The organism is Arthrobacter sp. StoSoilA2, assembly GCF_019977195.1.
In the GTDB taxonomy this organism is placed as follows: Bacteria; Actinomycetota; Actinomycetes; order Actinomycetales; family Micrococcaceae; genus Arthrobacter.
Window position 1 is genome coordinate 2794103 of the sequence record NZ_AP024643.1, and the last position, 15168, is coordinate 2809270.

Annotated in this window: 13 protein-coding genes; all 13 read right to left on the bottom strand. The window is 63.3% G+C overall.

What is annotated here, in order from left to right; translation table 11 throughout:
* Positions 1 to 6: 6 nt before the first annotated feature.
* The gene (locus LDN82_RS12635; protein ID WP_224164463.1) at positions 7 to 2064 is read right to left on the bottom strand and encodes a primosomal protein N'; all 2058 of its coding nucleotides are present in this window, start codon (positions 2062 to 2064) and stop codon (positions 7 to 9) included.
* Positions 2065 to 2231: 167 nt separating this feature from the next.
* Positions 2232 to 3461: a methionine adenosyltransferase gene (metK, locus tag LDN82_RS12640; protein ID WP_224090531.1), complete on the bottom strand. Its 1230-nt coding sequence runs from the start codon at positions 3459 to 3461 to the stop codon at positions 2232 to 2234.
* 89 nt (positions 3462 to 3550) lie between these two features.
* A complete protein-coding gene (coaBC, locus tag LDN82_RS12645) occupies positions 3551 to 4810 on the bottom strand; it encodes a bifunctional phosphopantothenoylcysteine decarboxylase/phosphopantothenate--cysteine ligase CoaBC (protein WP_224164464.1) in 1260 nt (419 codons plus the stop codon).
* Positions 4811 to 4837: 27 nt separating this feature from the next.
* A complete protein-coding gene (rpoZ, locus tag LDN82_RS12650; protein ID WP_017197559.1) occupies positions 4838 to 5098 on the bottom strand; it encodes a DNA-directed RNA polymerase subunit omega in 261 nt (86 codons plus the stop codon).
* Between the two features lie 39 nt (positions 5099 to 5137).
* Positions 5138 to 5710 (bottom strand): guanylate kinase, encoded by a 573-nt coding sequence (gmk, locus tag LDN82_RS12655; protein WP_224090532.1) that lies wholly within the window; start codon positions 5708 to 5710, stop codon positions 5138 to 5140.
* Positions 5711 to 5731: 21 nt separating this feature from the next.
* Positions 5732 to 6058: an integration host factor, actinobacterial type gene (mihF, locus tag LDN82_RS12660; RefSeq protein ID WP_224164465.1), complete on the bottom strand. Its 327-nt coding sequence runs from the start codon at positions 6056 to 6058 to the stop codon at positions 5732 to 5734.
* Positions 6059 to 6157: 99 nt separating this feature from the next.
* Positions 6158 to 7042 (bottom strand): orotidine-5'-phosphate decarboxylase, encoded by an 885-nt coding sequence (gene pyrF / locus LDN82_RS12665; RefSeq protein ID WP_224164466.1) that lies wholly within the window; start codon positions 7040 to 7042, stop codon positions 6158 to 6160.
* Positions 7035 to 10343, bottom strand: a complete 3309-nt coding sequence (gene carB / locus LDN82_RS12670) for a carbamoyl-phosphate synthase large subunit (protein WP_224164467.1) — start codon at positions 10341 to 10343, stop codon at positions 7035 to 7037. Before carB ends, pyrF begins: the two co-directional genes overlap by 8 nt.
* On the bottom strand, positions 10343 to 11590 hold the full coding sequence (carA, locus tag LDN82_RS12675) for a glutamine-hydrolyzing carbamoyl-phosphate synthase small subunit (protein ID WP_224164468.1): 1248 nt from the start codon (positions 11588 to 11590) through the stop codon (positions 10343 to 10345). The genes carB and carA overlap by 1 nt, the downstream gene beginning before the upstream one ends.
* Positions 11571 to 12092, bottom strand: coding sequence for a hypothetical protein (locus LDN82_RS12680; protein ID WP_224164469.1), 522 nt, complete (start codon positions 12090 to 12092; stop codon positions 11571 to 11573). Before LDN82_RS12680 ends, carA begins: the two co-directional genes overlap by 20 nt.
* The gene (locus LDN82_RS12685) at positions 12092 to 13447 is read right to left on the bottom strand and encodes a dihydroorotase (protein ID WP_224164470.1); all 1356 of its coding nucleotides are present in this window, start codon (positions 13445 to 13447) and stop codon (positions 12092 to 12094) included. The genes LDN82_RS12680 and LDN82_RS12685 overlap by 1 nt, the downstream gene beginning before the upstream one ends.
* The gene (locus LDN82_RS12690; RefSeq protein ID WP_224164471.1) at positions 13447 to 14475 is read right to left on the bottom strand and encodes an aspartate carbamoyltransferase catalytic subunit; all 1029 of its coding nucleotides are present in this window, start codon (positions 14473 to 14475) and stop codon (positions 13447 to 13449) included. Before LDN82_RS12690 ends, LDN82_RS12685 begins: the two co-directional genes overlap by 1 nt.
* The gene (gene pyrR / locus LDN82_RS12695) at positions 14472 to 15056 is read right to left on the bottom strand and encodes a bifunctional pyr operon transcriptional regulator/uracil phosphoribosyltransferase PyrR (protein ID WP_224164472.1); all 585 of its coding nucleotides are present in this window, start codon (positions 15054 to 15056) and stop codon (positions 14472 to 14474) included. The genes LDN82_RS12690 and pyrR overlap by 4 nt, the downstream gene beginning before the upstream one ends.
* Between the last annotated feature and the right edge of the window lie 112 nt (positions 15057 to 15168).

Below are 15168 nucleotides of genomic sequence, written 5' to 3' on the forward strand. Positions count from 1 at the left end.
TGAAGGCTACAAAACGTCCACGCCGTCGAGCCGCAGTTGGACTGGCCCGGCTGTGCGTTTCGCCGCGTTCGCTGCCTTGACGGCACGCATGGCACGGGTAACGTCCGCGGCGTCTGCGTAGGGAATGAAGTACAGGGTGCGAACGTCTGCCTGAAGTGGCGCCGGACCGGCGCTGCGGAGCTTCGAACCGGACTTCAGCTTGACGCTTGCCTCGAAGGTATCGGAAAAATGCGCGACGTCGGCCCTTGGCCCGGTCACTGAAGCTACCCGCACTGCCGGGGGAAGCTGGAGTTCTTTGCGGAGTGCCAGTTCACGCGACGCGTAGCCCGGTGCGTCCCAGCGCAGCAGGGCCCCGGTAGCGGTTGTGTCATCTGCCGTGATGACTACCAGCCCGCCCTGGTTGGAGGGTCTCACCAGCGACGCCGCGTTGAACCACCGCCGAACAGTGTCCTCGCCGGCCCGCAGGTTTTCCCGGCGGAGCAATGAATTACCATCCAGAAGCAGCGCGGCCGCGTACCCCTGGGGAGCCACGGGTTCCGCGCCGACCGTGGCAATGACCAATGCCGGAGCATCAGGAACCGTGGCCTTGATGTTTTCCCCGGATGAGGTGATAACCGTCTGGCCAGGAAAAGCCCGGCCCAGTTCCTCCGCCGTTCGCACGGCTCCCGCCGCAACCCGGCGCAACTGTGTGCCGTTGCAATGGTTGCAATGCCACTGCGGTGCCGGAGTGGAACACCAGCGGCAAAGCGGCATGGCGGAACTGCTGGAGATAGCCAGCGGTCCTTGGCAGTTGTTGCAGCGGGCAAGCTCCCGACATGTTTCGCAAGCCAAAGAAGGTGCGTAGCCGGCACGGGCAACCTGCACCAGCACAGGGCCGTGCTCGAGGCCCTCCTTGGCTGCACGCCATGCCGCTCCGGGCAAACGTGCAATCCGGGCCAGAGGATCCCGTTCCTGTTCAAAGCTGTCCGCTGTGTTCAGGACGCGGGGAACAGTGGAACGAATGACCGTTCGCGGCGCCTCGATCGGCACAGCCCATTTCATGTCAACCAGGCGCTGGAGTTCGGTGCTGCGGCTATGGGATGCCATCAGGCAGGCTGCGTTCTCCTGCTCGGCCCGCAGGAGCAGTACTTCCCGCGTGTGTGCGTAGGGAGCCCGCTGGTCGATATGGAGGTCATCGCCGTCGTCCCAACAGACCACAAGTCCCAACTCCCGAACCGGCGCATAGGCGGCGGATCTCGTACCAATGGCTACACGCGCCTCACCACGAAGGATTCGCAGGAAGCTTCGGTAGCGGGGAGTTTGACCGTCGTCAGCCGTCAACCGCGCGACGTCACCGGGTGGCAGGACTTTGGCCAGGGCCACCTCCAGCTGTTCAAGATCCCTGTAATCGGGAACGACCACCACTGCACCACGGCCCGATGCCCGGACTGCCCCAACAGCCGCGGCAACCAGCGAAGGCCAACCCCCCGGGCCGAATCCCTGCAGCGCCGTGAGGACAGCCTTGGGCGTTCTGCCACCGGCCAGGTGGTTGAGGTACGGGGCTCCGTTGGAGTAGGAAGCCCAGGCGGTGGCATCCGGCGCATTTGACGGAAGCTCCGGTTCCCGTGCAGCGTCCCCGGCGAGTAACTCCTTCTCAACTTTGGCAACGCGAGGGGGAACAGCAGTGCGCAGGACATCGCTCAAGGTTCCGGCGTAGCGCGCGGCTACCGTTCCAGCCAACCCCGCGATCTGGGGCGTCAGGACGGACAGCGAGGAGACTACTTTGTGAAGTGGGGTCAGCGGGTGGCCGGCATCCGAAGCATCGACGCGTTCCAGCACGAAGCCGTTAAGCTCCTGGCCGTTGAACTTCACTTTCACCCGGACGCCGGGAACAGCAGAATCAGCGAGTTCAGCGGGCACGCTGTAATCGAACGGCCGGTCCAGGTGTGGCAGGGAAGATTCCAGCACCACACGGGCAACGGGATTCACCGCCGCCAACGGGGGTCCGCTGACGGGAGACTTGTCAGGGAACCCTTGAAGCAAAGAAGGTTGAAGCAAGGTGGGCTGGGCTTCATTTCCCGCCATGCTCTCTACCTCCAACTCTTTGTCACGATGGGTTTCTAGCGCAGACTAAACGACGGATGCCCGCAGTAGGGGAAACCCACTGCGGGCATCTCTCTGGCTCCAGCCAATCATGGACCACCGACAAAGCAGTAAACCCAGGGGCCGGCACCGGCCGAACATCGAGGAGATCAGGCGTTGAAGAATTCCTTCAGGTCCGCCACGCGGTCCAGGCGCTCCCAAGTGAAGTCGGGCTCGTCGCGCCCGAAGTGTCCGTGAGCCGCCGTCTTGGTGTAAATGGGACGCTTGAGGTCCAAGGCGTCGATGATGGCCCGGGGACGGAGATCGAAAAGTTCGTTGATGGCCTCGCTGATGCGGGCGGGGTCAACAGTTTCCGTGCCGAAGGTTTCTACGTACGTGCCGACCGGACGGGCTTGGCCAATGGCGTAGGCAATCTGGATCTCCGCGCGCTTGGCCAGACCTGCGGCTACCACGTTCTTGGCAACCCAGCGCATGGCGTAGGCGGCCGAACGGTCTACCTTGGACGGGTCCTTGCCGGAGAAGGCACCTCCACCGTGCCGGGAGAATCCGCCATAGGTATCGACAATGATCTTCCGACCGGTCAGTCCGGCATCGCCAACCGGGCCACCGATGACGAAGGCACCTGCAGGATTCAGGATGTTGGCTACATGGGAGATGTCAAGGTTGGATGCCGCCAGAACGGGATCGATGACATGGCTCGCGAGGTCGGCGCGCAGTTGCTCCAGGCTCGCGTCTTCGGCGTGTTGACTGGAAATAACCACCGTTTCAACCGAAACCGGGCGATCGCCGTCATACCCAACCGTGACCTGCGTCTTGCCATCCGGACGGAGGTATGCGAGTTCGCCGCTCTTGCGGACCTCGGTAAGGCGCTCGGACAAACGGTGGGCAAGCCAGATGGGCGTCGGCATGTAGGACGCAGTTTCATCGCTCGCATAGCCGAACATGATGCCCTGATCGCCCGCACCTTGGAGATCGTAATCGTCCTCCTGGCGGCCTTCACGCGCCTCAAGCGAGTTGAAGACGCCACCGGCGATGTCGTTGGACTGCTGTCCGATCGACACTGAAACGCCACAGCGGGCCCCGTCGAAACCGTTGGCCGAAGAGTCGTAGCCGATGCCGAGAATGGTCTCACGGACAATCTGCGGAATCTCGACGTAAGCGTCAGTGGTTACTTCACCGGCCACATGGACCAGGCCGGTGGTGGCCATGGTCTCGACAGCCACCCGGGATTCAGGATCAGCAGCCAGCAGCCCATCCAGGATCGCGTCACTGATTTGGTCGCAGATCTTGTCCGGATGCCCTTCAGTGACCGACTCGGACGTGAAGAGCCGGAGCTTGGACGGGGTGCCATGATGTTCATGGTGCAGCGGTAAAGTCACTCGACCACCTTACTGTGTTGCGGGGCGGCGGCATCTGCCGTGTGTCCCTATGCTAAGAATTTCGGGGCGGGGGCTACCGCCCGTGGACATTACCTGGCCGGAAAAACCCTGACCAATTCGGCGCCCACCCGATCCACAACGGCCGCGGCGACATCAAACTTGGATCCGGACGCGGACTGCGGTTCGGCGCCGTGCCCGGAGAGAATCACCACCGAGTTATCGTCCTGGCCGAAGACACGGCCTACCCCGACGTGGTTGACCACCAGGAGGTCGCAGCCCTTGCGCTTGAGTTTGGCGGTGGCATGCTCCAGGACATCACCTTGGGCATCGCCCGTTTCGGCGGCAAAACCTACGATCAGCTGGCGGCCACCCTCAGCGTTGCGCCGTTCGACCAGCTCATGCAGGATGTCCGGGTTCCGAACCAGGCGCACCAACGGCGCGTCCTCGCCGTCGACCTTCTTGATCTTGGTGTCAGAAACTTCAGCCGGCCGGAAATCCGCCACAGCGGCAGCCATGATGACGACGTCGGAATCCACTGCCGCTTTCAGCGCTGCATCACGCAGTTCCAGGGCGGACTCAACGCGGACGAGCTCGACGCCGGCGGGCGGCTCGACGTCCATATGCGCGGCAAGGAAACGAACGGTGGCACCGGCAGCCAACGCAGCCGCGGCCAGGGCAGCACCCTGCTTTCCCGAGGACCGGTTACCCAGGAAACGCACCGGGTCCAGCGCTTCCCTGGTACCACCGGCCGAAATCGTCACTGTTCGGCCAGCAAGGGAAGCGTGTGCCGCGGGTACGGCCTTGGGCGCATCCACCTCCGTGGCGGCCTCGGCCAACGCCATGGCGGCCGTGAAAATTGCTTCGGGTTCGGGCAGGCGGCCGGGGCCCGAATCTGCGCCGGTCAGGCGGCCGCTGGCAGGTTCCAGGACTGTTACCCCTCGACTCCGCAAGGTTTCCACATTGGCCTGGGTTGCAGCATGCTGCCACATTTCCGTGTGCATTGCAGGAGCGAACAGCACCGGACCGTGAGCCATGAGGAGCATATTGGTCAGGAGGTCACCGGCCTGGCCTGTGGCTGCCTTGGCCAAGAGGTCCGCAGTGGCCGGTGCAACGACGATCAAGTCAGCCTCGTGGCCCAGACGGACGTGGTTGACCTTCTCGACGTCGTCAAAGACGCTGTTGCTCACCGGGTTTCCGGAGAGCGCCTCCCACGTGGCAACACCGACGAAACGGGTGGCTGCTTCGGTTGGGATCACCGTCACCTGGTGTCCGGCTTCAGTAAAAAGCCGGAGGAGCGATGCAACCTTGTAGGCTGCGATCCCTCCCCCGACTCCGAGGACTATGCGCACGTGACCTCCGTCAACAGGCAGTCTGTTTTATTCTGCGGGCTCGATCGGCGTGGAAACCAGGAGGCCTTCGTTGATCTCGCGGAGGGCGATCGACAATGACTTCTCGTTCAGCTTGGTGTCTACCAAGGGACCGACGTACTCGAAGAGGCCCTCGTGCAGCTGGGCGTAGTAGGCGTTGATCTGACGGGCACGCTTGGCGCCGAAGATCACAAGGCCGTACTTGGAATCGGCAGCCTCAAGCAGCGAATCGATCGGCGGGTTGATGATGCCTTCAAGGTTCGTGGACACGAAATCTCCAAATTCTAGCGGGCCTACAAGTGCAAGCGCTTAGCGCTCGTGCGGGGTTAGCCCCATGAGTGAAACAAGCTCGTCCGCTGCCCGGCGAACGTCGTCATTAATGACGGTGTGGTCAAACTCCGGTTCAGCAGCAAGTTCCAGTTTAGCGGTTTCCAGCCTGCGCTGCTGTTCCTCGGCAGATTCAGTGCCGCGGCCCACAAGCCGCCGCACCATTTCTTCCCAACTGGGCGGTGCCAGGAAGACGAACTTGGCATCCGGTACAGCAGCCTTTACCTGCCGTGCACCTTGAAGGTCAATCTCGAGCAGCACCGATTTCCCCTCCGCAATGGCAGCATTCACGGTGCTCCGGAGCGTGCCGTACCGGTTCTGGCCGTGCACCACGGCCCACTCCAGGAGTTCGCCATCAGCCACGAGGGAGTCAAACTCTTCGGCGGACTTGAAGAAGTAGTGAACCCCGTCCTTCTCCCCTGGACGCGCGGCGCGGGTGGTGGCGGAGACGGAAAGCCAAACCTCTGGATAGTTGTCCCTGATGTAGGTGGATACGGTTCCCTTGCCAACAGCAGTTGGGCCTGCAAGGACAGTCAGTCCAGGTTTCTTGCTCACGGATTCCTTCGGGGAGATGCGTCAAACGCTTTGCTGGGTATCCATAAAATCTACCAGCGCCCGGGCCTGGTGAATGCCCAACCCCCTGATGCGCCGGGATGCGGCGATGCCTATGTCCGCCATGATCCCGGCCGCACGTACAGGTCCTATGCCTGGGAGGGCCTCCAGGAGCTCCACCACCCGCATCCGCGCAATGGCTTCATCCGTAGTGCCTGAAGAGATCAGCTCAGCAATGCTCACTTCACCACGTTTGAGCCGTTCTTTGGCTGCGGCCCTCACAGCGCGCGCCTTTGCAGCCTTATCCAAAGCATCGGAACGCTCCTGCGGTGTCAGCTCTTTCAGACCCACGGCCAAACCCCTGTCAGATCGGATTTGTGATTCACGTCACGCGAAACTGATCCTGAACCTACCGGCAGGCGGCGGGTTGCGCAATGAGGCGCCAGCGAATCATTCCGCCCGCAGGCCGTCCAGCGTTTCCTGGGTAGCCGCCCGCAACGCAGCGCTCGTTGGACCGGCGGCAAGGATGCCCCGGCTCGACGTAGCCAGCACTGTGGGATAGGCGGCGCCGAAGGTCGAGCGGAGATCCGCGGGTGTAGCACCCTGCGCCCCCAACCCGGGCGCCAGGATAGCTCCGCGGACCGGGCCGAGGTCGATGTCCAGATCCTCAAGTGCCGTACCTATGGTGGCGCCTACAACAAGTCCCACTGAACCCAGGACACCCGCGTACCGCTGGTTCTCGGCTGCGGCCGCAGTGACGATACCGCGGGCGACGGAATTGCTTCCGCCCACGTGCTGGACAGACTTTCCCTCCGGATTGGATGTTAAGGCGAGTACAAAGACTCCCCTGCCGTTTTGCGCAGCAAGGTCCAGCGCCGGACGCAAGGATTCGAAGCCCAGGTAGGGACTCAGGGTCACTGAGTCCGCAGCCAGGGCCGAGCCGTCACGCAGCCACGCATCTGCGTAGGCAGCCATGGTGGACCCGATGTCACCGCGCTTGGCATCGGCGATGCTCAGCACATCCGCGTCAACAGCTGCGGCCAACGTCCGCTCCAGGACAGCCATGCCCGCAGAGCCGTGGCGCTCATAAAGCGCCACTTGCGGCTTGACCGCGGCAGCGAGGGAAGCCACAGCCTCCACAACGCTGAGCGAAAAGCGCTCCAGCCCGGCGACGTCGTCGTTCAGTCCCCAGTCAGCCAACAGCTGGGGATGGGGATCGATTCCAACGCACAGCGGGCCACGGGCGGCCATTGCGGCAGCCAGCCGGGAGCCAAATGACTCCCGGACCGGCTGCTGTGCATCCTGGGCCTCGTGCGCACCAACAATGTCAGGCATTGACAGCGGCCTGGGATTCGCTGAGGTTGGCTGCGTGCTCCTGAAGGCTGGTGACCGACCATTCATAGGTGCGCAGTGCCTCGATTGCCTGTACGGCCGCGTTGAACTCAGCCACGGTGGTGATGCACGGAATGCCGATGGATGTAGCCGCTGCCCTGAGCTCGTAGCCGTCACTGCGGGCTTCCCCGCCGGACGGGGTGTTGAAGACCATGTCGATCTCGCCGGCAATGACGAGGTCCGCGATGGTACCTTCACCCTCGGCGCTGCTGCCCTCGGCCACCTTGCGGACCGGAGTCGCCTGGATGCCGTTGCGGCGCAGGACGTCAGCCGTACCACCCGTGGAGACGATCTCGAAGCCGAGGTCCGAGAGGCGCTTGACGCCCATAATCACCGAGCGCTTGTCGCGGTTGGCCACGGAAACGAAGATCTTGCCTTCGGTGGGCAGCGCGTTGTTTGCGGCGGCCTGGCTCTTGGCGAAGGCGGTATCGAAGTGCTTGTCGATGCCCATCACTTCACCCGTGGACCGCATTTCCGGGCCGAGCAGGGAGTCGACAACCTTGCCCTCGGGCGTACGGAAGCGGCTGAACGGCAGGACAGCTTCCTTGACAGCGACCGGTGCGTCCAGGGGCAACGTGGAACCGTCACCGGTTTCCGGCAGCATCTTGTAGGCACTGCGCAGCTGGTTGATGGTGACGCCAGTACCGATGAGGGCAGCAGCCTTGGCCATCTGCACCCCGGTTGCCTTGGAAACGAAGGGCACAGTCCGCGAAGCACGCGGGTTGGCTTCAAGGACGTACAGGACGTCCGAGGCCAGGGCGAACTGGATGTTGATGAGGCCACGGACGCCCACACCCTCGGCAATGGCACGCGTTGCGGTGCGAACGCGCTCGATCACGTTGTTGCCGAGCGTGATCGGAGGAAGGACACAAGCGGAGTCTCCGGAGTGGATACCCGCCTCTTCGATGTGCTCCATGATGCCGCCCAGGTACATGTCGGTGCCATCGAAGAGGGCGTCGACGTCGATTTCGACCGCGTCTTCCAGGAAGCGGTCAATCAGGACGGGGTGATCCGGCGTGATTTCCGTGGCATTGGCGATGTACCGGGAAAGGTTGGCTTCGTCGTAGACGATTTCCATGCCGCGACCGCCCAGGACATAGGACGGACGGACGAGCACGGGATAGCCGATCTCGTCGGCGATCTTCTTGGCATCCTCGAAGGAAACGGCGGTTCCGTTCTTCGGGGAGGTCAGGCCGGCCTCGTCCAGGACGCGGGCGAAGGCGCCCCGGTGCTCTGCGAGGTCAATTGCCTCAGGCGAGGTGCCCAGGATGGGCACGCCGGCGTCGGCAAGCTGCTGTGCGAGCTTCAGGGGTGTCTGGCCACCGAGCTGGACGAAGACACCCATGACGCCACCGGTGCGCTCCTCAGCGGCGATGACCTCGAGGACGTCCTCAAGGGTCAGCGGCTCGAAGTAGAGGCGCGTGGAGACGTCGTAGTCCGTGGAGACAGTCTCGGGGTTGCAGTTGACCATGACGGTCTCGTAGCCGGCCTTGCGCAGCGCCATGGAGGCGTGGACGCAGGAGTAGTCGAACTCAATGCCCTGGCCAATGCGGTTGGGCCCTGAGCCAAGGATGATGACGGAGGGCTTGGCGTGCAGGCCCACTTCATCTTCTTCGTCGTAGGACGAGTAGTGGTACGGGGTGTATGCGGCAAACTCAGCGGCACAGGTGTCCACCGTCTTGTAGACCGGACGAATACCCAAGGCCTGGCGGACGCCGCGGACCACTGCCTCATTGTTGTGCGTCAACGCACCGATCTGCTCATCGGAGAAGCCGTGGCGCTTGGCGTTGCGCAGCATTTCCTCTGTGAGGACGCCGGCCTTTCGGATCTCCTGCGCGGTCTCGTTCAGGAGCTGCAGCTGGTCCAGGAACCAAGGATCGATCTTGGTGGCTTCGAAGAGGTCCTCCACCGTGGCGCCACCCAGCAGGGCGCGCTGCACCTGGTGCAGGCGGTCCGTCGTAGGACGCTTGGCCTTCTCGATGAGCTCGGCAACCTCATACTCCGGCACGGAGCTGAAGTCCAGCTGCGAGCCCTTCTGCTCCAGTGAGCGAAGGGCCTTCTGCAGGGCTTCGGTGAAGTTGCGGCCCATGGCCATGGCTTCGCCAACAGACTTCATGGTGGTGGTCAGCGTGTTGTCGGCTGCCGGGAACTTCTCGAAAGCGAAACGCGGAACCTTGACCACAACGTAGTCCAAGGTGGGCTCGAACGACGCCGGCGTCTTCTGCGTGATGTCGTTCGGGATCTCATCCAGGGTGTAACCAAGGGAGAGCTTGGTGGCGATCTTGGCAATGGCGAAGCCGGTTGCCTTGGAAGCCAACGCGGAGGAACGGGATACGCGCGGGTTCATCTCGATAACCACTACGCGGCCAGTGGCGGGGTCGATAGCGAACTGGATGTTGCAGCCACCGGTGTCAACGCCCACTTCGCGGATAACGGCGATGGAGACGTCCCGAAGCTTTTGGTACTCGCGGTCCGTGAGGGTCAGTGCCGGCGCAACCGTGATGGAGTCACCTGTGTGGACGCCCACGGGATCGAAGTTTTCGATGGAGCAAACAACAACGACGTTGTCGTTCTTGTCGCGCATCATCTCAAGCTCGTATTCCTTCCAACCGAGAATGCTCTCTTCGAGCAGGACCTCCGTGGTAGGGCTGTACTGGAGGCCCTGGCCGACGATGCGGCGGAGGTCGTCCTCGTTGTAAGCCAGGCCTGAGCCCAAACCGCCCATGGTGAAGGACGGCCGGACCACCATGGGATAGCCGAGGTCCTCAGCAGCAGCGAAGGCCTCTTCCATGGTGTGGATGATGTGGCTGCGTGCGGACTCCGCGCCACAACGCTCAACAACGCCCTTGAACTTCTCGCGGTCTTCCCCGAGCTCAATGGCTGCAATGTTTGCGCCAATGAGTTCCACGTTGTACTTCTCCAGCACACCGTTCTTGTCCAACGCGATGGCAGTATTCAGGGCCGTCTGGCCACCCAGGGTGGGCAGGATGGCGTCCGGACGCTCCTTGGCGATGATCTTCTCAACAACCTCGGGCGTGATGGGCTCGACGTAAGTGGCGTCGGCGAACTCGGGATCCGTCATGATCGTGGCGGGGTTGGAGTTTACGAGGATGACCCGGAGGCCTTCCTCCTTGAGGACGCGGAGAGCCTGGGTCCCGGAGTAGTCGAACTCGGCTGCCTGGCCGATGACGATGGGGCCGGAACCGATGACAAGGACGCTCTTGAGATCTGTACGCTTTGGCATTACTTCTTGTCCTCAGTCTTGGATTCGGTGGAGTTGGCGTCTGTGGCCTTGGACTTGGTATCGGCCATGAGGTCGATAAAGCGGTCGAACAGGTAGGCAGCATCGTGCGGGCCAGCCGCGGCTTCAGGGTGGTACTGGACCGAGAACGCCGGGATGTCCAGGCAGGCAAGGCCTTCAACGACATCGTCATTCAAGGAGACGTGGCTGACTTCGACGCGGCCGAAGCGCTCTTCCGGTGCCACAGTGGCACCGTTCAACGGCGCGTCAACGGCGAAGCCGTGGTTCTGCGAGGTGATTTCAACCTTTCCGGTACGGCGGTCCATCACCGGCTGGTTGATGCCACGGTGGCCGTACCGGAGCTTGTAGGTGCCGAAGCCCAGGGCGCGTCCCAGGATCTGGTTGCCGAAGCAGATGCCGAAGTACGGGAGTTTCTCGTCCAGCACCGAGCGCAGCAAGGAAACCTGGTGGTCCGCCGTGGCGGGGTCGCCAGGTCCGTTGGACATGAAGAAGCCGTCCGGGTTGACCGCGTTGACGTCTTCCAGGGTGGACGTCGCCGGAAGGACATGCACGCGCACGCCGCGTTCGGCGAAGCGGACCGGGGTCATGGCCTTGATGCCGAGGTCGACGGCGGCAATGGAGAACCTGGGCTCGCCTTCCCAGCCGTGGTCCTTGGGTTCCACGACGTAAGCCTCGTCAATGGAGACCTCTTCAGCCAGCGCTGCGCCTTCCATGGGGGCGCTTGCCAGCACGGCGTTCAGGAGCTCCTTGTCCGATGCCTGTGCGGCCTCACCCGAGAAGATGCCTGCGCGCATGGTCTTGTGCTCGCGGAGGTGGCGGGTGATGGCACGCGTATCGACGCCCTGGATGCCCACGATGCCTTGCTCGAGGAGTTCATCATCGAGGCTGCGTTCCGAGCGCCAGTTGGAGGGGCGGCGGGCGGCATCGCGCACAATGTAGCCGGCCACCCAGATGCGGCGGGACTCAGCGTCTTCGCTGTTGACGCCCGTGTTGCCGATGTGGGGTGCAGTCTGCACCACGAGCTGGCGGGCGTAGGAGGGATCGGTGATGGTCTCCTGGTAGCCGGTCATTCCGGTGGCGAAGACGGCCTCACCGAGGGCCGTTCCCTGGGCGCCGTAGCTACGGCCGCGGAACATGCGGCCGTCTTCGAGCACCAGTACTGCTGCTGAGGGGGTGGGTGTGGTGGCTGCTTTACTGTCCGTCACTTTATTACTTTCCACTATCGGCATCTGCCTGAGGGGCTGCGGAGATCAATTCTTGGATGGCTTCGAGGAGGAGCTCTTTGTCGGCTGCATGCCTGGTCCGGAACCCGGTATCCAGTTCCTTGCCGCCCAGCTTCCAACTGATAACCAGGAGTCCGTCTTTTTCGACGAACTTCCCGGCCATGCCGGCGGCTTGGCGGCTGTCAGCCACTGCGGAGCGTGGGATGAATACCGGGGCGGCGCCTGGGCGGTCGAACAGGATGCCTTCAGCATGGACGCTCAGTTCCGCGTTGGTGCGGACGCCAAGGCCCTGCACTGCGATCCGGTCCAGCCAGTCACCTGCGGTGGTAGTGGCAACGTACTGGCCCTCCGCTACCGCCGTGGCCGGTGTCAGCTGCTGCGGCACCTCGGGGAGGCGTTCGACGTCGGCTTGCCGCCTGAGCCGGTTCCGCCACCCCAGCCAGATCATCACCAGGACGAGGATGATCAGCGGCACCGTGATGAGCACGGTGAGTGTCTGGTTGTTCATCAGCTACCGCTGACTGCCCCGGCGGCATCCGGGGTTGGGTAGTTTCCGGCGTACCTGTACGGAGTGTTGAGCTTGCCGTTGAGAACCGTGGGGTGGCCCTTGAAGAAGGTTGCGACCACGGATCCGGGCAGCTCTTTGCCCTTGAACGGTGAATTGCGGCCCATGGTGGCCATTTTATGGGGGTCAACCGTCCAGCGCGCAGCCGGGTCCACCAGGATGACGTTGGCGGGCTCGCCTTCCTCCAACGGCCGGCCCTGGTCCGCTACGCGGCCAATAACTGCCGGGGTGAAGGAGGTGACCCGGGCGAAGTCTGCCCACGTCATGAGTCCGGTTTCGATCATGGTTTCCTGAACCACGGACAGTGCCGTTTCCAGGCCGGTCATGCCCATGGCCGCCTGCGCCCACTCGCATTCCTTGTGCTCGCTGGGGTGCGGTGCGTGGTCCGTGCCCACAACGTCGATCGTGCCGTCGGCGAGGCCTTCGCGGAGCGCCTGGACGTCGGCATCCGTACGCAGCGGCGGGTTGACCTTATACACGGGATCGTAGCTGCGGACCAGTTCGTCAGTGAGGAGCAGGTGGTGGGGCGTGACCTCGGCTGTGACGTTGATCCCCCGGGCTTTGGCCCAGCGGACGATTTCAACGGATCCGGCGGTGGAGACGTGGCAGACGTGGAGGCGGGAACCCACATGCTGCGCGAGCAGGACGTCGCGGGCGATGATGCTTTCCTCTGCCACCGCAGGCCAACCGGCAAGACCCAGCACCGCCGAGACGGCGCCTTCGTTCATCTGTGCCCCGGCGGTAAGGCGGGGTTCCTGCGCGTGCTGGGCCACCACGCCGTCGAACGCTTTGACGTACTCCAGCGCGCGGCGCATCAGCACGGGATCGTGCACGCAGATGCCGTCGTCGGAGAACATCCGCACCTGGGCGCGGGAATCCGCCATGGCACCCAGTTCCGCAAGTTGTTCACCGGCCAGGCCCACCGTGACAGCGCCAACGGGTCGTACGTCCACCCAGCCCGACGCGCGGCCGAGGCTGTGGACCTGTTCGACGACGCCTGCCGTGTCAGCAACGGGGTTGCTGTTGGCCATGGCGTGGACGGCCGTGAAGCCACCCAGGGCTGCGGCACGAGTGCCGGTCTCGACCGTTTCAGCATCTTCGCGGCCGGGTTCGCGCAGGTGCGTGTGGACGTCCACCATGCCAGGCAGGGCAATGAGGCCCTTGCCGTCGATCACTGTGGCGTCGTCGTCGTGGAGATCCTTGCCCCTGGCTGCGATCACGCCATCGCGGATCAGCAGGTCTTCAGCTTCGCCGCCGAGAATGGCGGCCCCGCGGATCAGGTACGTGTTCTCGGCCATCAGTTGCTCTCCTTGGTGGACTGGCTTACGGCATGGGTGGTCGCTGCCGTTGCGGTAGCTGCTTCGCGGGAATCCCCGGAGAGCAGCAGGTAAAGGGCGGCCATGCGCACTGAAACACCGTTCCGCACCTGTGCAAGCACTGTTGAGCGGGGCGAATCGGCGGCGGCCGAGGAAATTTCCAGGCCACGGTTCATGGGGCCGGGGTGCATGATGATGGTGTCTTTCATGCCAAGATCATCCAGTGCCCGAAGCCGGGCATCGTCGAAACCCCAGCGCCGTGAGTACTCACGGGTCGAGGGGAAGAACGAGGCATGCATGCGCTCACCCTGGACGCGCAGCATCATCATCGCGTCGACGCCCGCTTCGAGCGTTTCGTCCAGGTTGTAGCTGACCTTGCAGGGCCAGTGCTCGACGCCGATCGGCAGCAGTGTGGGTGGCGCAACCAACGTGACCTCGGCACCCAGGGTGCGCAACAACCAGACGTTCGACCGGGCCACGCGGGAATGCAGGACATCTCCGACGATCGCGACACGCATGCCTCGAAGGTCCGCCCCGGTGGATTTCGTCCTGTTGAGCCGGGACCAGTGCCGGCGCATGGTGAACGCGTCCAACAGCGCCTGCGTGGGGTGTTCGTGGGTGCCATCGCCTGCGTTGATCACTGCGGCGTCGATCCAGTCCGTTGCAGCAAGCCGGTGCGGAGCGCCGGAAGCCCAATGACGGATGACCACCGCATCCGCGCCCATGGCGGCCAGGGTCTGGGCTGTGTCTTTGAGGGACTCGCCCTTGGACACGGAGGAACCCTTGGCCGCGAAGTTGATGACATCGGCTGAAAGCCGCTTTGCTGCGGCTTCGAAGGAGATCCGGGTACGGGTGGAGTCCTCGAAGAAGAGGTTCACTACCGTGCGGCCACGGAGGGCAGGGAGCTTCTTGACCTCGCGGTCGCCCACGGCCGACATTTCTTCGGCGGTGTCCAGAACGCGGATGGCGTCCACAGCGCTGAGGTTCTCAGTGGAGAGGAGGTGCTTCACTTGCCCGCCTCGATTACTACTTCATTGACTGGAACGCCGTCCACCGAGTCGATTTCCTCGAGGTGGACGCGGACCTTTTCTGCGGAAGAAGTGGGCAGGTTCTTGCCTACATGGTCGGCGCGGATGGGAAGCTCACGATGGCCCCTGTCTACCAGGACTGCCAGGCGGACAATCCTGGGACGGCCAAGGTCCACCAGGGCATCAAGTGCTGCCCTGATGGTGCGGCCGGAATACAGGACGTCGTCAATGAGGACAACAACTTTGTTGTCGATACCGGACAGTGGCAGGCGTGTGTGGTGGGGCGGCCTGGTGGGCTGGTGTGAAAGATCGTCACGGAACATGGTGACGTCCAGTTGCCCGACGATCGTTTCCGCGTTGACGCCGGGGTCAGCCGCAGCGATTTTGTTGGCGAGCCGCACGGCCAAGGGATAACCGCGGCTGGGAATGCCCAAGAGAACCAGATCCTGGGAACCCTTGTTGGCTTCGAGGATCTCATGGGCGATACGAGTCAGCGCGCGATCAATGTCCGCTTGGTTGAGAACAACCCGCGACGGTACCTGCGCTGAAGTGACTTCAGTCATTCGCTCGTCTCCCCTTTCCCCGCCTCACGGGACGGAATTAAAAAAGGAATATTTGCCTTTCAAAACTACCACAGCGAAAACCGGCCGCCTCACCGGGCCGCAGACGAGGCGT

What these genes read in the sequence shown, in the direction of transcription:
- pyrR (WP_224164472.1), bottom strand. Translation starts at nt 15,056, where the DNA reads ATGACTGAAGTCACTTCAGCGCAGGTACCGTCGCGGGTTGTTCTCAAC.
- LDN82_RS12685 (WP_224164470.1), bottom strand. Translation starts at nt 13,447, where the DNA reads ATGGCCGAGAACACGTACCTGATCCGCGGGGCCGCCATTCTCGGCGGC.
- carB (WP_224164467.1), bottom strand. Translation starts at nt 10,343, where the DNA reads ATGCCAAAGCGTACAGATCTCAAGAGCGTCCTTGTCATCGGTTCCGGC.
- LDN82_RS12680 (WP_224164469.1), bottom strand. Translation starts at nt 12,092, where the DNA reads ATGAACAACCAGACACTCACCGTGCTCATCACGGTGCCGCTGATCATC.
- LDN82_RS12635 (WP_224164463.1), bottom strand. Translation starts at nt 2,064, where the DNA reads ATGGCGGGAAATGAAGCCCAGCCCACCTTGCTTCAACCTTCTTTGCTT.
- pyrF (WP_224164466.1), bottom strand. Translation starts at nt 7,042, where the DNA reads ATGCCTGACATTGTTGGTGCGCACGAGGCCCAGGATGCACAGCAGCCG.
- carA (WP_224164468.1), bottom strand. Translation starts at nt 11,590, where the DNA reads ATGCCGATAGTGGAAAGTAATAAAGTGACGGACAGTAAAGCAGCCACC.